At 58.3% G+C, this 19,920-nt stretch carries 21 protein-coding genes; 6 read left to right on the forward strand and 15 right to left on the reverse strand.

Translation table 11 applies throughout. The features are described 5' to 3' along the window. Positions 1-18 precede the first annotated feature (18 nt). The 8 genes from ACR0BZ_RS07150 to trpS all read right to left on the reverse strand — a co-directional run bounded on the left by ACR0BZ_RS07150 (position 19) and on the right by trpS (position 5,886). On the reverse strand, positions 19-1,017 hold the full coding sequence (locus tag ACR0BZ_RS07150) for a BMP family lipoprotein (RefSeq protein ID WP_480483186.1): 999 nt from the start codon (positions 1,015-1,017) through the stop codon (positions 19-21). A gap of 158 nt (positions 1,018-1,175) precedes the next feature. Further along, positions 1,176-1,589: a GNAT family N-acetyltransferase gene (locus tag ACR0BZ_RS07155; RefSeq protein ID WP_480919842.1), complete on the reverse strand. Its 414-nt coding sequence runs from the start codon at positions 1,587-1,589 to the stop codon at positions 1,176-1,178. Then, the gene (gene tsaB / locus ACR0BZ_RS07160; RefSeq protein ID WP_480483190.1) at positions 1,586-2,176 is read right to left on the reverse strand and encodes a tRNA (adenosine(37)-N6)-threonylcarbamoyltransferase complex dimerization subunit type 1 TsaB; all 591 of its coding nucleotides are present in this window, start codon (positions 2,174-2,176) and stop codon (positions 1,586-1,588) included. Before tsaB ends, ACR0BZ_RS07155 begins: the two co-directional genes overlap by 4 nt. Beyond that, positions 2,166-2,729 carry a NifU family protein gene (locus tag ACR0BZ_RS07165; protein WP_267366253.1) on the reverse strand — a complete coding sequence of 188 codons (564 nt, stop codon included), beginning with the start codon at positions 2,727-2,729 and terminating at the stop codon, positions 2,166-2,168. The genes tsaB and ACR0BZ_RS07165 overlap by 11 nt, the downstream gene beginning before the upstream one ends. Positions 2,730-2,798: 69 nt before the next feature. Beyond that, positions 2,799-3,392, reverse strand: a complete 594-nt coding sequence (locus ACR0BZ_RS07170) for a DsbA family protein (RefSeq protein WP_480486674.1) — start codon at positions 3,390-3,392, stop codon at positions 2,799-2,801. A 9-nt stretch (positions 3,393-3,401) separates the two neighbouring features. Further along, a complete protein-coding gene (locus ACR0BZ_RS07175; RefSeq protein WP_267366250.1) occupies positions 3,402-3,857 on the reverse strand; it encodes a universal stress protein in 456 nt (151 codons plus the stop codon). Positions 3,858-3,934: 77 nt separating this feature from the next. Continuing rightward, the gene (locus tag ACR0BZ_RS07180; protein WP_480919843.1) at positions 3,935-4,798 is read right to left on the reverse strand and encodes a branched-chain amino acid aminotransferase; all 864 of its coding nucleotides are present in this window, start codon (positions 4,796-4,798) and stop codon (positions 3,935-3,937) included. Positions 4,799-4,857: 59 nt separating this feature from the next. Continuing rightward, positions 4,858-5,886: a tryptophan--tRNA ligase gene (gene trpS / locus ACR0BZ_RS07185; protein WP_480919844.1), complete on the reverse strand. Its 1,029-nt coding sequence runs from the start codon at positions 5,884-5,886 to the stop codon at positions 4,858-4,860. 86 nt (positions 5,887-5,972) lie between these two features. Between trpS and ACR0BZ_RS07190 the strand changes: the two genes are divergently transcribed. Continuing rightward, the gene (locus tag ACR0BZ_RS07190; protein ID WP_480773313.1) at positions 5,973-6,659 is read left to right on the forward strand and encodes a rhomboid family intramembrane serine protease; all 687 of its coding nucleotides are present in this window, start codon (positions 5,973-5,975) and stop codon (positions 6,657-6,659) included. Here the strand turns inward: ACR0BZ_RS07190 and murJ are convergent, their stop codons facing one another. Genes murJ through ACR0BZ_RS07205 form a run of 3 tightly spaced genes read right to left on the reverse strand, consistent with a single transcriptional unit; the run spans position 6,660 to position 12,149 of the window. Then, positions 6,660-8,201 carry a murein biosynthesis integral membrane protein MurJ gene (gene murJ, locus ACR0BZ_RS07195; protein WP_480919845.1) on the reverse strand — a complete coding sequence of 514 codons (1,542 nt, stop codon included), beginning with the start codon at positions 8,199-8,201 and terminating at the stop codon, positions 6,660-6,662. Further along, the gene (locus ACR0BZ_RS07200) at positions 8,198-11,017 is read right to left on the reverse strand and encodes a [protein-PII] uridylyltransferase (protein ID WP_480919846.1); all 2,820 of its coding nucleotides are present in this window, start codon (positions 11,015-11,017) and stop codon (positions 8,198-8,200) included. Before ACR0BZ_RS07200 ends, murJ begins: the two co-directional genes overlap by 4 nt. Beyond that, entirely contained in the window at positions 10,977-12,149 is a 1,173-nt protein-coding gene (locus tag ACR0BZ_RS07205; RefSeq protein ID WP_480919847.1) for a penicillin-binding protein activator, read from the reverse strand. Before ACR0BZ_RS07205 ends, ACR0BZ_RS07200 begins: the two co-directional genes overlap by 41 nt. An 88-nt stretch (positions 12,150-12,237) precedes the next feature. Here ACR0BZ_RS07205 and rsmI point away from each other — a divergent pair, with 88 nt between their 5' ends. From rsmI to gshB, 3 genes are all read left to right on the forward strand, one after another. Beyond that, complete coding sequence (gene rsmI / locus ACR0BZ_RS07210) at positions 12,238-13,095, forward strand: 16S rRNA (cytidine(1402)-2'-O)-methyltransferase (protein WP_480919848.1); 858 nt, start codon at positions 12,238-12,240, stop codon at positions 13,093-13,095. A gap of 1 nt (position 13,096) precedes the next feature. Beyond that, positions 13,097-13,468, forward strand: coding sequence for a YraN family protein (locus tag ACR0BZ_RS07215; protein WP_480919849.1), 372 nt, complete (start codon positions 13,097-13,099; stop codon positions 13,466-13,468). A 61-nt stretch (positions 13,469-13,529) separates the two neighbouring features. Next, a complete protein-coding gene (gene gshB, locus ACR0BZ_RS07220; protein ID WP_480832263.1) occupies positions 13,530-14,462 on the forward strand; it encodes a glutathione synthase in 933 nt (310 codons plus the stop codon). Here gshB and ACR0BZ_RS07225 read toward each other — a convergent pair. Genes ACR0BZ_RS07225 through cobU form a run of 4 tightly spaced genes read right to left on the reverse strand, consistent with a single transcriptional unit; the run spans position 14,459 to position 18,059 of the window. Next, the gene (locus tag ACR0BZ_RS07225) at positions 14,459-15,973 is read right to left on the reverse strand and encodes a YifB family Mg chelatase-like AAA ATPase (protein ID WP_480919850.1); all 1,515 of its coding nucleotides are present in this window, start codon (positions 15,971-15,973) and stop codon (positions 14,459-14,461) included. The genes gshB and ACR0BZ_RS07225 overlap by 4 nt on opposite strands. Positions 15,974-16,019: 46 nt before the next feature. After that, the gene (locus ACR0BZ_RS07230) at positions 16,020-16,904 is read right to left on the reverse strand and encodes a glutathione S-transferase (protein WP_480899277.1); all 885 of its coding nucleotides are present in this window, start codon (positions 16,902-16,904) and stop codon (positions 16,020-16,022) included. A gap of 58 nt (positions 16,905-16,962) precedes the next feature. Continuing rightward, entirely contained in the window at positions 16,963-17,541 is a 579-nt protein-coding gene (locus tag ACR0BZ_RS07235) for a histidine phosphatase family protein (protein ID WP_480913605.1), read from the reverse strand. Continuing rightward, the gene (gene cobU / locus ACR0BZ_RS07240) at positions 17,538-18,059 is read right to left on the reverse strand and encodes a bifunctional adenosylcobinamide kinase/adenosylcobinamide-phosphate guanylyltransferase (protein WP_480913604.1); all 522 of its coding nucleotides are present in this window, start codon (positions 18,057-18,059) and stop codon (positions 17,538-17,540) included. Before cobU ends, ACR0BZ_RS07235 begins: the two co-directional genes overlap by 4 nt. A 100-nt stretch (positions 18,060-18,159) precedes the next feature. Between cobU and ACR0BZ_RS07245 the strand changes: the two genes are divergently transcribed. Together ACR0BZ_RS07245 and ACR0BZ_RS07250 are read left to right on the forward strand one after the other, a co-directional pair. Then, the gene (locus ACR0BZ_RS07245; RefSeq protein WP_267365420.1) at positions 18,160-19,038 is read left to right on the forward strand and encodes an RNA polymerase factor sigma-32; all 879 of its coding nucleotides are present in this window, start codon (positions 18,160-18,162) and stop codon (positions 19,036-19,038) included. Continuing rightward, positions 19,035-19,859 carry a ChaN family lipoprotein gene (locus ACR0BZ_RS07250; RefSeq protein ID WP_480518503.1) on the forward strand — a complete coding sequence of 275 codons (825 nt, stop codon included), beginning with the start codon at positions 19,035-19,037 and terminating at the stop codon, positions 19,857-19,859. Before ACR0BZ_RS07245 ends, ACR0BZ_RS07250 begins: the two co-directional genes overlap by 4 nt. Positions 19,860-19,920 lie beyond the last annotated feature (61 nt).

Below are 19,920 nucleotides of genomic sequence, written 5' to 3' on the forward strand. Positions count from 1 at the left end.
CTTCCGCCCCGCGCGGTATCAGAACTGCAGTGCGGGGCAGCTGTCGTTCTCGTAATAGCTGACAACGGTGATATCGCCGTTGATGATGGCTTTACGGGCTTCTTCCACCGCATCGTTCATTTGGGCCGAAACAAGTTCTTTGTTGTTATCGTCCATGGCGACACCAACACCTTCCTCGGCCAGACCCATTGTGAACACGCCGGTTTCTACGGCGTCACCTGCTTTCATCGCGTCATACACCGCGACGTCCACACGCTTCAGCATCGACGTCAGGACCTTGCCCGGATGCAGGTGGTTCTGGTTGCTGTCCACGCCGATCGACAGGATGCCTTCGTCAGCTGCCGTTTGCAGAACGCCTACACCTGTACCACCAGCCGCGGCATAGATCACGTCAGCACCCTGGCTGATCTGTGCTTTTGTAAGTTCCGAACCTTTTACAGGATCGTTCCACGCCGCAGGGGTAGTGCCGGTCATGTTGGCGACAACATTGATGTCCGGGTTCACGGCTTTGGCGCCTTGTGCGTATCCGCAGCCAAAGTGGCGGATCAGCGGAATGTCCATACCGCCGATGAAGCCAACGGTGCCCGATTTCGATGCCATCGCTGCCATCATGCCAACCAGGTACGATCCTTCATGCTCGGCAAAGCCGATCTGGCGGATGTTGGGGATGTCCAGCCAGTTCACGTCGACGGCCACGAATTTGGTTTCAGGATAATCACCTGCAACGGCCGACAATGGATCAGCCATACCAAAGCCCATGGTGATGATCGGGTTGGCACCTGATTCTGCGAAACGGCGCAGAGCCTGTTCGCGCTGTGCTTCCGACTGGATCTCGATCTCGCGGTATTCGCCGCCGGTCTCATCGGCCCAACGCTGCGCGCCATTATATGCGGCTTCGTTGAAAGATTTGTCGAACTTGCCGCCCAGGTCAAAGATCAGCGCCGGTTCAGCGAAAGCTGCACCTGCGGTCAGAGCGACAGCAGCGGCAGCACCCATCAAGGATTTCATCAGGGTCATTTAAGTCTCCCATTTTTTTTGTTGGCACGAGGTAAGATTAGCCCCGTTTACCCACTTTTAGCGAGCATAAGTGTTGTGATGGCGGGAATTAAGGACGTTTGCAACCGTCATGGTCAATTGATTTCTGACCAAATGGTCTAAAAAATCTTTGGTTGCCGTTAGGGCAGTCGGCGTTCCATCACAAGAGCATCGATATTTGGGCCTGTTTTTCTGGAATAATACCCCTTGCGCCGACCGCACTGGCGATACCCGCATCGCCCGTACAGCGCGATTGCTGCAACATTGTCGGCAGCCACGTCCAGAAATGCGCGGTTTGCCTGCAAAGTGACTGCCCGGTCGTGCCAGATGCGCATGGTCTGAAACCCGAGACCTTGTCTTTGAAACGCGGGGTGAGTCGCAATCGTCAGCAACTCTGCCTCACCCGCGATCACCTGAAACAGGGCAAAGCAACGGGCATCCCCAACGCAGTCAGTGAACCGGTTCTCCAAAAGGCTGGCGAATTCATCGGCAGTCCAGGGGCGTGACTGGGTGAATGCCGCTGCATGTGTCGCTGCCATCTCGTAAGGCGTCATTGGTCCAGTAACACAGGCGGCACATCTCGGGACGGGGCTGCGTCCGCAGGTCTGACATATAGCGGGGCCGGAGGTGCACTGACCTTGCGCCATCGTCTTGCGGCATGTCTGGCAACGGCTTGTACCTGCAATGCGGGATCGGAGCAGACATACAAAGGCCCATGCTGTTCGGCCTCGTCCCTGGGCAAAAGGCAAGGGCCGGTTCCGGGAAGTTGTACATACACCTGTTCGCGCGGCGCAGGGATGGCTGGTAGCTGTCCCTCTTCTGCCAGTTCAATCAGAGCATCGAATCCAGAAACGCCCACCGCCGGGACGCCAAGGCCCAAGGCAAGGCCCCGGGCGGCAGAGACCGAGATGCGTATACCCGTGAAATTGCCGGGCCCAATCCCAACACCGATAGCGTCCAGATCGGCCCATACGCAACCGGCCTCGGTCAGCACTTCTTGCAGCAAGGGCATCAATCGTTCGGCTTGACCCCGCGACATGCCTTCGACACGGGATACTGCGATCACACCGCCACGCAACAAAGCGGCCGCGCAATGCGCGGCCGATGTATCAAATGCCAGGATCGTCGGGTCAGACGGCAACTGGGCGAACCTCAGTCACTTCGGGGATGTAATGGCGCAGCAGGTTTTCGATACCCATCTTCAGTGTCAGGGTTGATGACGGGCACCCCGCGCAGGCACCTTGCATGTGCAGGTAGACGATGCCGCGATCAAAACCATGAAAGGTGATGTCGCCACCATCCTGTGCCACGGCCGGGCGCACGCGGCTGTCCAGCAGGTCTTTGATCTGGTTGACGATTTCTGCATCTTCTCCGGTATGTTCGGCATGACCCGAGGCCGCTGCCGCGTCGGCACCCATGACGGGCTGGCCGGATTGATAATGCTCCATCACTGCGCCAAGAATTGCAGGTTTGATGTGATCCCATTGAACATCGTCGGATTTGGTCACCGTGACAAAGTCGTTTCCAAAGAACACACCGGTCACGCCGTTTACGGCAAAGATTCGTTTGGCCAATGGGGACTTGTCACCAGCCTCGGCTGTCGGGAAATCCGCGGTTCCAGCCTCAAGAACCGTTTGGCCGGGCAGAAATTTCAACGTGGCCGGGTTTGGGGTGGATTCGGTCTGGATGAACATGAGGCAGCTCCGTCTGAGGTGTTTCTGATATGCGCTCAGGGGTCGGAGAAGTCAATATTTGGAACGATTCTAAATTGTGACCGCGTAACGAATCGCGTCATCCAGCCGGTCATCCCCCCAAAACAGCTCTGTTCCTGCCACGAAAGTCGGTGCGCCGAACAGGTCAAGTGCTTTTGCGCGCGCGGATTGCTCGAACAGCGCAGCCTTGATGCTCGGATCTTTTGCGCGATTTATCACTGCCGCAGGCAGACCCGCCATCTTCAGGCAATCCTCAAGCACGTCTTCGTCAGAGATGTCCCTCCCGCCCCCGAATTCAGCACTGAAGACAGCCTTTGCGAAGGAAGCCCGTTCTTCGCGATGCGCAAGGGCCAGAGCCAGGCGCGCTGCGGTGAGGGAGTTTTGCGGGAACGGGTCAGGCCGAACCAACGGCAGCCCTCGTGCGCCGCAAAGACGTTCCATGTCGCGCCACATATAGCGCCCTTTGGCCGGATACAGGTTGAACGGTGACGTGCGCCATCCCTGATCCGCGAAAATCGGACCCAACAGAAAAGGCTGCCAGTCGACCGGGACGCCTTTGTCCTGCGCAGCCTGTTCGATCCGCATCGCGCTGAGATAGGAATAGGTCGAGGCGAAGTCGAACCAGAACTGCAACGTCTTCGCCATGTTCGATCCTCAGGTGATTTCTTCCAACTTTTCCTTGCTCAGGTCACCTGGAACAATCGTGATCGGGATCGGTAGGCTGCCAGAGTTTTTTGTGAGCTGGGTTACCAGCGGACCGGGGCCTTTCTTGTCAGTCCCCGCCCCAAGAACAAGAACGCCGATCTCAGGGTCAGACTGAACGTGTTCGATGATCTGCGGCACCGGATCACCTTCGCGAATGGCCAGTTCAGGTTCTACGTTCTGTTTGTCGCGCATCCATTTGGCGAAGACTTCGAAATGGGCATGGATACGTTCCCGGGCTTCTTCGCGCATGGTTTCGGCAACACCGATCCAGTGATTGAACTCGTCCGGCGGAATAACCGACAAGATCGTCACTCCGCCACCTGTATGCGCGGCACGCATCGCGGCGAACCGCATTGCGTTCAGGCATTCACGGCTGTCATCCAGAACAACTAAGAACTTACGCATGGGTGTCCTCTTCAATTTTAAGGGATCATGCCCGAGCGTTTGCGTGCTGGCAACTCGGACACGTTCATGTCGATGTACTAGCGTTCGCTTGCAGCCCAGTCCCAGTAAAGTGCGCGGGCACGGCGGGCAATGGGACCAACCTGAAACTGTGTGTCCTCCAGCGCAGTTACCGGTGTGATCTTGCTCATATTGCCGGACATGAAAACCTCGTCCGCCTGGTGAAAATCCTCGAAACCCAAGACCGTTTCATGAACTGTAACACCATCCTCGCGCAGATTCTTGATATGTCGCGCCCGCGTGATCCCTGCCAAAAATGTGCCGTTGGGGATCGGGGTAAAGACCTCGCCATCCTTGACCATGAAGATGTTGGCCGTTGCCGTTTCGGCCACATTGCCCATCGCGTCAGCGACCAGAGCGTTCGAGAATCCTTTGGAGCGTACCTCTTGCAACATGCGCGCATTATTGGGGTAAAGGCACCCGGCCTTGGCATTGACCACAGCCGATTCCAGTACCGGGCGACGGAATCGCGTGGTCGACAGCGTGGCCGAAGCCGTTTCAGGTGCCATTGGGATTTCTTCCAGACAGATGGCAAACCCTGTGCTGTTTTCCTGCGGAACGATTGCCGTGCTATCGCCGTCAATGCCCCAATACATCGGGCGGATATAGACAGCCGTGTCAGGGCTGTAGGTTTGCAACCCTTCATGTACCAATTCGACCATCTGCTCGGTTGTCATGGTCGGTGTCAGCATCAGGGCTTCGGCGGACCGGTTCACCCGGGCGCAATGCGCGTGCAGATCAGGTGCCAACCCGTCGAAATAACGGGCGCCGTCAAAGACCGAAGACCCTAGCCACGCCCCGTGATCCGCTGCGCGCATGATGGGAGTATCCCCGTTATGCCATTGGCCGTGAAAATAGGTCCGGATGTTTTTGCCGGTTGCCATGACGCCCTCCTGTGGTTCAGGCAGACCCTAGGAGGGCGTCAGGCGAAGGTCCAGTGCATTCAGCGTGATGCTGATCCGACCATACCGACGATTTCATAGGTCTTTTGCAGGATCGGAGCGGCGATCTGACGCGCGCGCTCGGCTCCGTGAGCCAGAATCCGGTCAATCTCGGCCTGTTCTCCCATAAGACGCGACATCTCAGTCGAGATTGGGGCCAGCTTGGCGACTGCCAGATCAGCCAACATCGGTTTGAAATCACCGAACTGCTTGCCCCCAACTTCGGCCAGAACCTGGTCGATGCTCTGGTCGCTGAGGGCTGCGTAAATATTGACCAGATTGCGCGCTTCGGGGCGGCCCTCCAGACCTTCGACATCCCACGGCAAAGCGTCAGGGTCGGTCTTGGCCTTGCGGATTTTCTTTGCGATCGCATCGGCATCATCGGTCAGGTTGATCCGGCTCATGTCCGAGGGGTCGGACTTTGACATCTTCTTGGACCCATCCCGCAAGCTCATGACCCTTGTGGCTGACCCTTCGATCACCGGCTCGGTGATGGGAAAGAAATCGACGCCAAAATCGTTGTTGAATTTTATGGCGATGTCGCGGGTCAACTCCAGATGCTGTTTCTGGTCTTCTCCAACTGGCACATGGGTTGCGTGATAGATCAGAATATCGGCTGCCATCAGAGCAGGGTAGGCAAACAGGCCAAGCGAAGCGTTCTGCTGGTTTTTGCCCGCCTTGTCCTTCCACTGGGTCATGCGCTGCATCCAACCCATGCGCGCGACACAGTTGAATATCCAGGCCAGTTGCGCGTGTTCCGGCACCTGACTTTGATTGAACAAGATTGATTTTTCCGGGTTTAGACCGGAAGCGATGTAACCGGCACAAAGCTCCCGCGTTGCATGCTGCAACTCGGTTGGGTCTTGCCAGACGGTGATCGCGTGCAGATCGACCATGCAATAGATAGTCTCAAATTCCTCGCTCTGCATTCTCACCCAGTTCCGAAGCGCCCCGAGATAGTTGCCGAGATGCAAATTGCCCGAAGGCTGCGCACCGGAAAACACGCGCGGCGTGAATTGGGACTCAGTCATCAAAGGGAACTCCTGTCTGGAAAAATCAGCCCCCGTCGCTTACCCATGAGGCAAAGGGACGTCAACAGCCGCGAAAGGCCAGCCCAATGAGCAGTGAGCATTACACACCGCCTGTGAACCCCCTGCCACCTGCTGTGGTGGCGCTGGTTCTGTTCATCATCGGGATAGAAATTGCCTTCACGCTGGGATCACGCGGGCTTGTCGGAGGGCCAACAGCGGTGGGCTGGCGGCTGGATGCGATCCAGCATTATGCGTTCTCGGCGGATATTTTCGACTGGATGGTACTGAACGGGCGCTGGCCATTCGAACATGTCATCCGCTTCGTGACCTACCCCTTTGTGTCCGCAAATTTCACGCAGGCGATTTTCGTCTGTGTTTTCGTGCTGGCGATGGGCAAAATGGTTGGCGAAGTGTTCGGCGGTTTCCCGATGCTGCTGATTTTTGTTGTGTCGGGCATTGGCGGCGCGTTGGCTTATGCCGTGTTACTGGACCCACGCTATCCGCTGATCGGAGGGTTCCCGCCGGTGTATGGCCTGATCGGCGCATTCACGTGGCTGTTGTGGCGCAAACTGTCACTTGTAGGTGCAAACCAAGCACGGGCATTTCAATTGATTGCAGTCCTTATGGGCATACAGTTTCTTTTCGGCCTGATCTTTGGTGGCAACTGGGAATGGGTTGCCGATCTGGGTGGGTTTGCCACCGGTTTTGGCTTGTCTTTTCTTGTTGCACCGGGCGCGTGGTCCCGGATCGTCGGACGCATTCGCCGGGATTGATCAGGACCGGCGCAGAGTGTGTTTGAACTCCGACAGTTTGAAGGCGCCGAAGATATGACCCAGAAGGAAATATGAGACGGCAGCGACCATGATCAGGATCAGCAGTGCCAGATAACGCCAGCCGGAAACTTCCAGCGCCCACCCGAACAGGTAGAGCGCGGCGTATAAGATCGCGCCCATCCCAAGCGAAGCGGCCACAATCCGGCCCGCGCGCTTTTTGAACCGGACATCAAAGCGCGCCTCTTCACCCATACGTCGTGCGCCGAAAGCCAGTAGCACCACCATCGCCCACCCCGCAGTCGATGCGGCAATTGCTGGCGCGATCCAGCCCACCAGTGGAAACAGACCAAACGCAAGAGCAGCGTTCACGATCATCGCAACAACTGCGTAGTGAAACGGGGAACGCGTATCCTCGCGCGCAAAGAACAGCGGTTGCAGCAATTTTTGCAACATGAAGGCCGGAAGCCCGACCCCATAGATGGCAACCGCAAGGGCCGTGGCGGCCGTATCCTCGGGGCCGAACTGACCACGTTCGAACAGCACCGATACGAGGGGGGTTGGCATAACCACGAAGGCCACAGTCGAAGGCAGCGTCAGCAGCAGTGTGAACTCACCGGCCCGGGAAAAGGCATTGCGTGCGCCCTCTTTGTCCTCCGCACGCAAACGGCGGGACAGGTCCGGCAACAAGACTATGCCGACAGCAATGCCTACAACACCCAAAGGCAACTGGTAGAGCCTGTCTGCGGCAAAAAGCCAGCTGACGGCATTTTCGGTTTTCGATGCAACCAATTGCCCGACAACGAGATTAACCTGTGTGACCCCCATCGCCAGCGCGGCCGGGACCGCGATACGTACCATCCGTCGCATTTCAGGCGTCAGGCGCGGCATGCTGGGGCGGATGCGGATGTCGGCGCGTTCGGTTGCGATCCAGACCAGCGCCAGCTGCGCGACACCGGCCACTGGAATGACAGGGATCAACCACCGGATCACCTCGCCGCCGGACATGGCACCGGCAATCAGGGCGGTGCAAGCGAAGATGTTCAGCAGAACAGGTGCGGCTGCCGCCGCCGCGAACCGCCCGGTTGCATTCAGAACGCCTGAAAACAAGGCAGCCAGAGACATGAACAGGATGTATGGAAACACAACATATCCATAGTCCACCGCCAGATCGAACCGTTCATCGCCGTAAAACCCTTCGGCGGTCAGCCACACCAGACCGGGCATGAAAACCATGGCCAGCCCGACCAGCGCAAGAACAGCCACGGCCAGAAGATTGAATGCGTCCTGCGCAAAACCCTGAGGGTTTTCGTCTGCTTCCAGTCGTTTGGAAAACATCGGCACAAAGGCCGCGTTAAATGCCCCCTCGGCGAAAAAGCGGCGGAACATGTTGGGCAGGCGAAAGGCAGCAACAAAGGCATCCATCACTGGGCCCGGTCCGATATAGGCCGTCAGCAGTATTTCCCGCAGAAACCCCAGAATTCGGCTGGCGAGCGTCCAGAAGCCGACCGTGAACAAGCCCGAGAACAAGCGTATTTGCTTCATGAGGCCGCACGCTCGGCGCCTTCGGTGATTGCCGTGCGCAGCTTCGCCTCAAGTCCGCGCTGCTTGCTTTCCGAGTAATACTTCAAGCCGAACATGTCCTTGACGTAGAACGTATCGACCACCTGCTCGCCATAGGTCGCAATCACGGCATTGGCGATATACACGTTCGCCGCGGCCAGGGTCCGGGTCAGGTCAAACAGCAGGCCGGGGCGGTCGCGTGTGTCTACTTCGATGATCGTGTAGATTTCAGAGCCCTCATTGTCGAACGTGATATGTGTTGGCACGTTGAAAGCGCGTTCGCGTTTCTTGATCTTGTCACGTGACTTCAGTGCTTCCTTGGCGACGACTTCACCGCGCAGGGTCTTGTGAATCATCTGCGTCAGGCGTGGAAGGCGCGATGCCTCGAACGGGTGCCCCTCGGCGTCCTGTATCCAGAACGCGTCCGTTACGTAGCCGTCTTTGGTGGTGTAGCTGCGGGCATCGACGACATTCGCGCCGACCAAGGCCAGTGCCCCGGCGATGCGGGCAAAAATACCGGGGTGATCGCCCATAGCGAAACAGGCCCGCGTCGCATCACGGTCTTCATCAGGTTGCAGGCGAATTTCCATCGCGCCGGGGTCGCCGCTTTGTTCCAGCGCGTGCAGCATCTCGGCAAACTCGATATGCGTCGCAAGATTCAGGCCCTGCCAATACGGGGCGTAGTGGCGCCCGGTCTCGACCTTGAGGTCAGCTTTGGACCAGTTGTCCAAAGCACGGCGCAGCGCTGTTTTGGCTTCGGCCCCCCGGTTTGCCCGGTTCAGGTCTTCCATACCGGTTTCCAGTGCACGCTTTGTTTCAGCATGCAGGGCGCGCAGCAAGGTGGCCTTCCAGTTGTTCCAGGTGGTCGGGCCAACACCGCGAATGTCACAAACCGTCAGAACCGTCAGCAGATCAAGCCGCTTGGTTGTCTGAACGGCCTTGGCAAAATCGCGCACCGTCCGAGGGTCGGAGATATCGCGTTTTTGGGCCATATCGGACATTAGCAAGTGATAGCGCACCAGCCATTCGACGGTTTCGGAGTCCGATTTGTTCAGGCCGAGCCGAGGCGCCACCTTGCGCGCGATCTGCGCCCCCAGAATCGAGTGATCTTCGGGGCGACCTTTCGCAATGTCATGAAGAAGAAGCGCGACATACAGCACCTTTCGGTTCACCCCGCCTTTCAGAATCGATGACGCCAGAGGCAGGGATTCGACCAGCTCTCCGCGTTCGATCTGGGCAAGATTGACGATGCATTGGATCGTATGCTCGTCCACCGTATAGCTGTGATACATATTGAACTGCATCATCGCCACGATATGCTCGAACTCGGGCAGGAAAGCGGACAGTACGCCCAGCTCGTTCATCCTTCGCAATGCGCGTTCTGGGTTGCCGTGTTTCAACATCAGATCCAAGAAAATGCGCTGGGCTTCCTTGTCGCCGCGCATCTCGTCATCGATCAGATGTAGGTTCGCGCTGACCAGCCGCATAGCATCGGGATGGATCAGCATACCTGTCCGCAAACCTTCTTCGAACAGGCGCAGCAGGTTCACTTTGTCGGATAGAAATTTTTCAGGTTCCACCAGATCCAGACGGCCGTGAACCACCTTGTAACCTGCCTTGACCCGTCGACGTCTGCGAAAAATGCGCTCCAGCAACGGCGCACCTTTCATGTGCAGCGCTTCGAGTTTGGTCAGGAAGATGCGCGTCAACTCACCTACGCGTGTGGCTTCGCGGAAATACCGCTGCATGAACACTTCGACCGCGCGACGCCCGGCGCGGTCCTCGTACCCCATGCGTGCGGCGACCTCGACCTGCATGTCAAAGGTAAGCTGCTCGGTCGCGCGACCGGTGACTAGATGCAGGTGCGAGCGCACAGCCCAAAGGAATTCTTCGGCCTGAACAAAGGTTTTGAACTCTTCGGGGGTGAACAAGCCCAAAGGCACCAGTTCGGCCACGTCCTGAACGCCATAGATATATTTCGCGATCCAGTAGAGGGATTGCAGGTCGCGCAGGCCGCCTTTGCCTTCCTTCACGTTGGGTTCGACCATGTAACGCTCGCCTTGTTTGTGGTGGCGTTCGTCACGTTCGTGCAACTTGGCTTCGATGAACTCGCGTTCGGTTCCCTTGAACAGTTCGTCTTTCAGCCTTCGGTCCAACCCGTCCGCCAGTGCCTTGTCACCGGCCAGATAGCGTTGCTCCAACATCGCTGTGCGGATCGTGAAATCCTCGGCACCCAACCGCAGACAATCTTTGATCGTGCGTGACGAATGCCCGACCTTAAGCCGCAAATCCCACAGGATATAAAGCATCGACTCGATGACGCTCTCGGCCCATGCGGTGATCTTGTAGGGGGTGAGGAACAGCAGGTCGACATCTGAAAACGGCGCCATTTCCCCACGCCCGTAACCGCCAACAGCCAGAACGGCGATCTTTTCACCTTGGGTGGGTGTTGCAAGCGGATGCAGGCGTGTGCTTGAGACCAGCATCGCCGTCCCAACCAGTTGATCCGTCAGGTATGTATATGAGCGCGTGAGTGCGCGCGCGTCGAAAGGACGTTCGCCAAATGCCTCTGCAATGGCCGCGCGGCCAGACTTTTGAGCCTCGCGCAGAATGCGCACCGTCTCGGACCGCATTTTGGTGTTGTCCGGGCAGACCTCAAAGGCCTGAGCCAGTGCATCATTGACGGCAGTGCTGTCGAAGATGTCTCCGGCGGGGCAGATCAACGCGCTTTCGGGCACGTTGATCGCGCCCGTCAGATCAGAAACCGGCACCAGAGAAGCTTTGTGGGGCAGGGTCAATCACAACCACCTGTTTGTTCTGGATCGTGGCAACGGCCAGACCGCGTTCGTTGGTGCCGTCCGGGCGTAGGCGGAAGATGCCGCCAACACCCTGGAAACCGGCGTTCTGCGTCAGGGCCGAAGCGGTCAGGGCGTCTGATTTGCCCTGGCTGACCAAGGCACCAATTGCGGCGATGCCGTCATAGGCCAAGCCGCTGATCGGGTGCGGTGCTTCGCCGTAGGTTGCGTTGTAACGCTGACGGTAGGCTTGTGCCTTGGACGGGTCAGGCAACGCAAACCACCCCCCCTGAACCCCCGGAAGCTCCAGAGTTTGCGGAGGGATATCCCAACGTGTCAGGCCAATGAATTGCGTGGTTGACGGAGGAACACCGGCCTCTGGCAGCAATTGCGAGAACAGCGGCAATGCCCCCGCCGTGGTCGCCGTCAGAAAGATCGAATCCGCGCCCGTCGAATCGACAGTGGCCTTGATCGTGGGAACCGCATTAATGACACCCTGTTGCGACCGGTCGTATGCGACGGTCCCTGCATTGTTGACCCGACTGTTCGCTATGGCATTGGCGATTGCGGACCGGCCCAACTGTCCTGCGGCGTCGTTGCTGTGCACGACCACGGTGTTGACCTTGCCCTGACTGCCCGCATAATTCACCAGCCGGTTGGCCGTGTTGTCAAAGGTCGGGCCCAATACAAAGACGTTGCCGCCTGCAATGCTGGCGTTGTTTGAAAACGAAAGAACGTTGACGTTCTTGCTCAGCACCGCCAATCCCGCAGCATTCGCTGCTTGGGCATATACTGGACCAATGATGATTTTTGCTCCGTCCGCGACAGCCTGCTGTGCAACGGCCGTCGCCGTGTTCGGGTTTCCGGCCGTGTCATAAACGCGTAAGTCGATCTGGACATTCGGCAAATCCGACATCGCAAGACGCGCGGCATTCTCAAGGCTTTGCGCCAGCGCTGCATCACCAGATTGCGCAGATCCTCTGGGAACCAGCAAGGCGACAGGAACCGGCTTTGCAGTATTGATCGAGGGACCTCCGCCAAGACCACCTGGTTCACAGGCAGCAAGAAACGCTGCGGTCGTCAGGGCAGCGGCGACTTTCGCCAGCTTGCTTACGGGCTTGCAAACGGTAAACATCTAAATGAAAACTCCCTGATCCGGCGGCTGCGAATGCTTCTGTTCTGTTGAGCCGCGATAATAAACGTCACGCTGTGAGGGTCCAGCTTTGAATTTCCAAAAGATCAAGTTGGCTGCGGGCCTGTATTTTGTTGCCACTCCGATTGGAACAGCACGCGACATTACGCTCAGGGCCTTGGATGTTTTGGCCTCAGCCGATGTGATTGCGGCAGAAGACACCCGCAGTTTACGTCGCTTGATGGAAATACATGGCATCCCGCTGGAAGGCCGACGAATCCAAGCCTATCACGACCACAGCGGCGCAGGCGCACGCGGCAAGATCATCGAGGCGCTGGCGCAAGGGCAATCGGTGGCCTACGCGTCCGAAGCAGGAATGCCGCTAATTGCCGATCCGGGCTATGATTTGGGCAAGCAGGCCGCCGAAGCCGGGTATACCGTGACCTGCGCCCCGGGCGCGTCTGCCGTTGTAACGGCCCTGACGTTGGCGGGGCTTCCCACGGACGCCTTCTTTTTTGCAGGCTTCCTTCCCAACGCATCCAAAGCACGCCGCACCCGTATCGAGGCGTTGAAGGACATCCCCGGCACATTGGTGTTCTACGAATCTCCGAAACGCGTTGCCGCCTGTCTGTCGGACCTGGCTGAATGCCTGGGGCCTGAACGGCAGGCTGCGCTTTGTCGAGAGCTGACAAAAAAGTTTGAGGAGGTCCGCCGCGGCAGCCTGTCCGAACTGGCAGAGGAGTATCGGGACAAGACCGTCAAGGGTGAGATCGTCCTGCTGGTGGACCGCGGTCATTCGCAAAGTGTTAACGAATCCGATCTAGAAGAAGCTTTGAAACGAGCTTTGGAAAATCACTCAGTTCGGGATGCAGCGGATCTTGTCTCGGAAATGTACGACCTGCCGCGCCGACCGATTTATCAGAAAGCATTGAAATTGGGCAAGGGATGACATGGGGCGGCGTGAACAACAGGGTTCGATCTCTTACCACGCCGGACAGGCCGCAGAGTCACAGGTCGCCGCAGATTACGAGCGTCGGGGCTTTGCCATAGCGCATCGTCGCTGGCGGGGCGCTGGCGGAGAGATCGATCTGATTGCACGCGACGGCGACGGGCTTGTGTTCATCGAAGTTAAAAAAAGCACCAGCTTTGAAAAGGCCGCTGCCCGGATCAGCCGCAGGCAGATCGAACGGATTTACGCCTCTGCCGCGCAGTTCTTGGAAAACGAGCCGGACGGGCAGCTGACAAACGTGCGCTTTGACGCGGCGCTTGTGGATGGTTCTGGCGCGGTTCAAATCATCGAAAACGCCTTTGGTTTTGGCTAAGCCCCATTGAACCCACAGGCGTGCTGGTCCATGTATCTGGCGGGAAACTGAGGGACATGCCATGAAAATCGCCTTTCAAATGGACCCGATCGGGGCCGTGGATATCAACGCCGACAGTTCATTCCGTCTGGCGGAAGAGGCACAGGCGCGCGGGCATTCTTTGTTTTTCTACGGTCCGGATCACTTGGCCTATCAACAGGGTCGCATCACCGCGCGAGGTCACGACATGACCGTGCAAAGGGTTGCCGGAGATCCTGCGGTTCTGGGTCCCGAACGTGAGGTGGATCTTGCCGATTTCGATGTCGTCTGGCTGCGTCAGGACCCGCCATTTGACATGCATTACATCACGTCCACGCATTTGCTGGATCGTCTCAAGGGTCAGACGCTGGTCGTCAACGATCCGTTCTGGGTGCGCAACTACCCGGAAAAGCTGCTGGTGCTGGATTTCCCCGACCTGACCCCGCCAACAACGATTGCGCGTGATTTGCAGACGATCAAGGCGTTCAAGGAAAAGCACGGCGATATCATCCTCAAGCCGCTTTACGGGAATGGCGGCGCGGGTGTGTTCCGGCTTGACGCCAATGACCGCAACCTGACTTCCTTGCATGAGCTGTTCACCGGATTCTCGCGCGAACCTTTGATCGTGCAGAAATTCCTGCCGGATGTCAGCAATGGCGACAAACGGGTGATTCTGGTGGATGGCGAAGCGGTCGGCGCAATCAACCGGGTACCCGCCAAAGGCGAAACGCGGTCGAACATGCATGTTGGCGGACGTCCGGAAAAGATCGGCTTGTCCGAACGCGATCTTGAGATCTGTGCGGCGATTGGGCCTTTGCTGAAGGAAAAGGGTCAGGTCTTTGTCGGAATTGACGTTATTGGCGACTATCTGACCGAGATTAACGTGACTTCACCGACCGGCATTCAGGAGTTGGAACGGTTTGACGGCGTAAATATTGCTGAAAAGATCTGGCAGGCCATCGAGGCCAAGCTTTAGGCCATAACCCGGGCAGAGATCCGAAAACTAAGTGCCTCGGCCACGTGTTGGCGGCGGATATCGGTCGCGCCGTCCAGATCGGCGATGGTGCGCGCCACCCTCAGGATTCTATGGAAAGCCCGGGCTGACAGGCCGAAACGATCAGCGGCTTTCAACAGCAGCTCTTTTCCTTCGGCATCGGGCGTGGCGATCTCTTCCAGTATTTTGCCTTCTGCATCAGCGTTTTGTCGTAACTCCGGCGTGTCACAAAACCGGTCTGCCTGAATGGCACGCGCCCTTTCGACACGTGCTGCAACCGTCGCCGAACTGTCGCCCGAAGGGGGCAGATCAAGGTCGGTAAAGCCCACGGGCGGAACTTCGATCCGCAGGTCGAACCTGTCCATCAACGGGCCCGAGATTCGGTTCAGGTAATCTTCGCCACATCCCGGTGCCCGCGAACAGGCACGGGACGGATCGGTCAGATAGCCACATTTGCAAGGGTTGGCGGCGGCGACCAGCATGAAACGACAGGGGTATTTCACATGGGCGTTCGCGCGCGCCACCATGACTTCGCCGGTTTCAATGGGTTGCCGCAGGGTTTCCAGAACGGTGCGTGGAAATTCGGGGAATTCATCCATGAACAGCACACCATTATGGGCCAATGAGATTTCGCCCGGTTTGGCCCCTTTCCCACCACCAACTATGGCCGCCATCGAGGCCGTGTGGTGCGGTTCGCGGAACGGGCGAGTGCGGTTTATTCCGCCTTCATCCAGTAACCCACATAGCGATTGGATCATCGACGTCTCCAGGGCTTCCACGGCAGTAAGCGGCGGTAAAATTCCGGGAAGCCGCGCCGCCAGCATGGATTTGCCCGATCCCGGCGTGCCGATCATGATCAAGTGGTGACGTCCGGCGGCGGCGATTTCCAGGGCGCGTTTGGCGCGCTCCTGCCCTTTCACATCGCGCAGGTCGCGGTTGGACGGTGTCAGGTTCACTTCGCCAGCTTGCGCCGCTGGCAAAGGGGATTGGCCCGAGAAATGACGCACGACCTCTCCAAGTGATCCGGCGCCGATCACTTGAGTGGCATCTACCCAGGCCGCCTCGGCGCTGGAGGCGCGCGGACAAAGCAAGGCGCGGTCTTCTGAAGCTGCCGTCATCGCGGCGGGCAAAGCACCAACAACGGGCACCAGAGAACCGTCGAGTGACAACTCCCCCAATGCAACGGTGCTTTCCGCGGCATCGGCAGGGATGATGTCGAGCGCGGACAAAAGCGCGACCGCGATGGGCAGGTCGAAATGGCTGCCTTCTTTAGGAAGGTCGGCGGGGGACAGATTGATGGTGATCCGCTTGGACGGCAGCGCGATGGCCATCGCGTTCAGCGCGCTGCGGACGCGGTCACGCGCCTCGGACACGGCTTTGTCGGGCAGGCCCACGATGGAAAAGGCTGGCAGTCCGGGTGACACCGCGCATTGCACCTCGACCGGGCGGGCATCGACCCCTTGAAAAGCAACGGTGTGGGCGCGGGCGACCATGGCAGTCCTGTTTTGGTTAACAGGACGTTGCTGCCACGGTTCTGGTTTAAGAGTCGTTAACGGCTGCGCGCATGGCCGCGAATTTGGGCCATGCTCCGGGGTCGGCCACAGTTTTGTTCCGGCAGAATGGGTTGCAGAACCCCCAGCATTGCCCGTCAAGCTCCAGGAAATCGGTGACAGGCTTGCCGGAATACGGGCAGGCGGCGTTGATTGACGGACCACCTGAAACCGGCTTCGCAGCAGAAACACCCCCGACTGGCCAAGGGCCGGACGGCAAGTCCTGCGCGTATGGGAAGGTGTCATACTCTACGGTCAATCCCATGGCGCGCCACTGTCTGACGATGGGATCAGAGAGCAGTTCCATGCAATAAGCCCGGTTCGCCTCTGACACCGGCAGCCCATATCCTATAATCCGCGCAGCAACGGGTGTGTAGAAGACGTCTGCCAGTGAATAGGCACCAAATAACGGGCCTTGGTCTGCCCCTGACACGCTCCTCGCATGTGCCCAGAGTGTTTCAATCCTCTCCAGATCTGACAAAGTCGCCTCAGACGGCGTAAAGCCTTGCCACACGTTGCGCAGCTGCATGGCGCATTCTCCACGCAGGGCGCTGAATCCGGCTACCATTTCAGCGCATAGCCAGCGGGCCGTTGCCCGGGCTGCGGCATCCGAAGGCCACAACCCGGCATCGGGGTGGCGTTCGGCCAGGGTTTCGGCCATCGCCAGGCTTTCCCCCACAACCGTTCCATCCGGCAGGCGCAAGGCGGGAACAAGGCGGGCAGGGGCCAGCGGTTCCATGTCTTGCGCCATGGTACCGGAATAGAGGCCGATCATGTGGCTGCGATAGGGCAGGTTGAATTTCTCAAGCATCAACCAGCCGCGCATTGACCAGCTGGAGAAGAGGCGATCGCCGATATAAAGGTCATAAGTCATGCGCGGACGATGCCTCAGCTTTGCGGACCGGTAAATCAGTGATTTGTGTTGGACCTGTTCACGGAAGGTGATTGATCGACCCGACAGTCCACGCCTCACCGTTGACAGCGATATCCGTCACCGAAAGGTTGTCGATCCGATGCGCAAAGGTCTGCTGCCCGTCCAGACCAAGGGCGCGCTGCACTTGTGTCAGGATCACGCCGAAATGCGCGACGATCACCAGATCGCGGCCCGTATGCGCGGACATAAGCGCGTCGATCGCGGAATCGACCCGGTCGCGAACCTCATTCCAGCTTTCACCTTGCGGTGGGCGGACATCACCGGGGTTGTCCCAATAGGCAAAAGCCAGCTCGGGGTCTTCGGCTTCAATATCGGCAAACCCGCGAAGCTCCCACCGACCGAAATGGATTTCCCGCAGGTCTGGATGATGTGGCAGACGGTGACGCTGGCCCTGAATGGCCGAAGCAGTGTCAATTGCACGCGACAGGTCGGACGAAATCACAAGTGCATCGGGTGGCAAATGATCGTGCAGGCGCTTCAGCGCTGATGTATCGCTTAGATCAGCAGGCAGATCGGACCAGCCAACCATCGTCTTTGCATGCGTAGGCCCATGGCGAACAAGATGCAGTCGCGTCACGGCAGCTGCCCTTTCAGGACCAACGGCAACCCGGCGGTCACTTGCACCACCAGATCAGCCTGTGCCGCAAGTGCGATGTTCAGCCGACCCTGCGCTTCGCGAAAGCGACGGGCAAGCGGGTTATCGGGAACAATACCGTGCCCGACCTCGTTCGACACGATCACTACCTGCGCTGTACATGCGCGCAGGGCCTTTAGCAGGTCAGTTTGGACTGCCCCCAGATCGGTTTCGGCCAGCAAATGATTGCTGACCCATAGAGTGGCGCAATCTACCAGACACACCTGATCCGAGGATAGGCTGGACAGCACCGGCCTCAGATCAAGGGGCTCTTCAATCGTGGTCCAACCGCCGCCCCGCTGTACCAGATGGCGATCAACCTTCTGCCGCATCTCGTCATCAAACACTTGTGATGTCGCTAGGTAAACTCGATTTTTCCCTGTGGAAACAACGAGGTTCTCGGCAAATGCCGACTTGCCCGAAGCAGCTCCGCCCAGAATTAAGGTTAAATCTGACGCCACAGTACTTACCTAAAGATGATCCAATTGGTGCTGTTTTGCGTATCGGTCATAGGTCGGCATGGCAAGCCCGGCCAACGCCTGCAAATCAGGGGAGAGGTTTATGGCACTGGACAACGCGACAGATTTTTCGATGTCCCGGCAAGCGATGAAGGCCGAGTTGCTGGATGCGGAAACGGAACTGAGGCTGGCCTATGCCTGGCGTGACCAGCGTGATGAACAGGCGCTGCACCGCCTGATCACAGCGTATATGCGGCTGGCAATTTCGATGGCGGCCAAGTTCAAACGCTATGGCGCGCCGATGAATGACCTTATCCAGGAGGCCGGTCTGGGTTTGATGAAGGCCGCAGACAAGTTCGACCCTGATCGCGGGGTGCGGTTTTCGACTTATGCGGTGTGGTGGATCAAGGCGAGCATTCAGGATTATGTGATGCGGAACTGGTCCATGGTGCGAACGGGGTCCACCTCGGCGCAGAAATCGCTGTTTTTTAACATGCGTCGGGTTCAGGCCCGGCTGGAACGCGAGGCCGCAACCGAAGGGCTTGAACTGGACCGCCACCAGCTGCATCAGATGATCGCCACGGAAATCGGGGTTCCTTTGCGCGACGTTGAACTGATGGAAGGTCGGCTGTCAGGGTCGGATTTTTCACTGAACGCGGTGCAATCCGCCGACGAAGACGGGCGCGAATGGATCGATGCGCTGGAAGATGAACGCGAACAGGCCGCCGAAGCAGTTGAACACACCCACGACACCGAACAGTTGCGCCAGTGGTTGCTGATCGCGATGAACGCACTGAATGACCGCGAGCGGTTCATTGTGCGCGAACGCAAACTGCGCGAGCCTGCGCGGACACTGGAGAGTCTCGGCGTCGAGTTGGGACTGTCCAAGGAGCGGGTGCGACAGCTTGAGGCCGCAGCGTTCGCAAAAATGCGCAAGAACCTTGAAGCCCAGTCGAACGAGGTGCAACACTTCATCGCATGAAACAGCTTGCGATTCTTGCGTGTGTTCTGGGCCTTACGGTTACAGCGGCGCGACCCGGACTGGCGGAAAATCTTATTTCTGATGATGTGGCTCTCGCGATGCGGGATGCGGATGTGGTCATTCTGGGAGAGGTTCACGACAATCCCCGCCACCACCTTATTCAAGCTGAAGCGATTATGAAAATCTCACCCTCGGCTGTTGTCTGGGAGATGGTTACCGAAGAAGGCGCGCAACGGCTGGCGCAAAAAGCGGTGTCCAACCCTGAAGAGTTGAGCCGCATTCTGCAATGGGCAGAAAGCGGTTGGCCACCTCTTAGGCTTTATTATCCAGTTTTCAAGGCCTCCGGTGCGCCGGTTTACGGGGCCATGGTGCCGCGTGCTGCCGCGCGGGCCGCGATGGAACGCGGAGCAGCCACCGCGTTGGGTGCAGATGCGGCGCGCTATGGTTTGACTGTACCGCTGACGCCTGAGGAGCAGGAGGCGCGCGAGGCGGATCAACTGGCCGCGCATTGCGATGCTCTCCCGCCCGAGATGTTACCCCAGATGGTTGCGATCCAGCGACTGCGCGATGCTGTGCTGGCTCGCGCCGTGATGCGCGCGATGGAAGAAACGGGTGGCCCGGTTGCCGTGATCACTGGGAACGGACATGCGCGCAAAGACCGAGGTATCCCGACATATCTTGAACGGCTTCAACCCGGATGGAAGGTGGTCTCGGTCGGACAGTCTGAGGACGATATTATCGATGGCGACTTTGATCTCGTAATCGATAGCCCCACAGTAGAGCGTGAAGACCCCTGTGTGGCGTTTCAGGTTCAGAATTAATCGCTGGAACAACCTGCTGGCCTTGCCTAATGTCGGGGCCGACCGGGACAGGAAGGGCTGA

The organism is Ruegeria sp. P8 (assembly GCF_056534665.1).

Bases quoted from the DNA above. Each gene is read 5' to 3' on its own strand.
- murJ (WP_480919845.1), bottom strand. From the start codon at position 8,201: ATGAAGCAAATACGCTTGTTCTCGGGCTTGTTCACGGTCGGCTTCTGG.
- ACR0BZ_RS07225 (WP_480919850.1), bottom strand. From the start codon at position 15,973: ATGGTCGCCCGCGCCCACACCGTTGCTTTTCAAGGGGTCGATGCCCGC.
- ACR0BZ_RS07245 (WP_267365420.1), top strand. From the start codon at position 18,160: ATGGCACTGGACAACGCGACAGATTTTTCGATGTCCCGGCAAGCGATG.
- gshB (WP_480832263.1), top strand. From the start codon at position 13,530: ATGAAAATCGCCTTTCAAATGGACCCGATCGGGGCCGTGGATATCAAC.
- ACR0BZ_RS07155 (WP_480919842.1), bottom strand. From the start codon at position 1,589: ATGACGCCTTACGAGATGGCAGCGACACATGCAGCGGCATTCACCCAG.
- ACR0BZ_RS07180 (WP_480919843.1), bottom strand. From the start codon at position 4,798: ATGGCAACCGGCAAAAACATCCGGACCTATTTTCACGGCCAATGGCAT.
- trpS (WP_480919844.1), bottom strand. From the start codon at position 5,886: ATGACTGAGTCCCAATTCACGCCGCGCGTGTTTTCCGGTGCGCAGCCT.
- ACR0BZ_RS07215 (WP_480919849.1), top strand. From the start codon at position 13,097: ATGGGGCGGCGTGAACAACAGGGTTCGATCTCTTACCACGCCGGACAG.
- ACR0BZ_RS07190 (WP_480773313.1), top strand. From the start codon at position 5,973: ATGAGCAGTGAGCATTACACACCGCCTGTGAACCCCCTGCCACCTGCT.
- ACR0BZ_RS07230 (WP_480899277.1), bottom strand. From the start codon at position 16,904: ATGACTTATGACCTTTATATCGGCGATCGCCTCTTCTCCAGCTGGTCA.
- ACR0BZ_RS07170 (WP_480486674.1), bottom strand. From the start codon at position 3,392: ATGGCGAAGACGTTGCAGTTCTGGTTCGACTTCGCCTCGACCTATTCC.
- ACR0BZ_RS07250 (WP_480518503.1), top strand. From the start codon at position 19,035: ATGAAACAGCTTGCGATTCTTGCGTGTGTTCTGGGCCTTACGGTTACA.
- ACR0BZ_RS07175 (WP_267366250.1), bottom strand. From the start codon at position 3,857: ATGCGTAAGTTCTTAGTTGTTCTGGATGACAGCCGTGAATGCCTGAAC.
- ACR0BZ_RS07150 (WP_480483186.1), bottom strand. From the start codon at position 1,017: ATGACCCTGATGAAATCCTTGATGGGTGCTGCCGCTGCTGTCGCTCTG.
- ACR0BZ_RS07165 (WP_267366253.1), bottom strand. From the start codon at position 2,729: ATGTTCATCCAGACCGAATCCACCCCAAACCCGGCCACGTTGAAATTT.
- ACR0BZ_RS07205 (WP_480919847.1), bottom strand. From the start codon at position 12,149: ATGTTTACCGTTTGCAAGCCCGTAAGCAAGCTGGCGAAAGTCGCCGCT.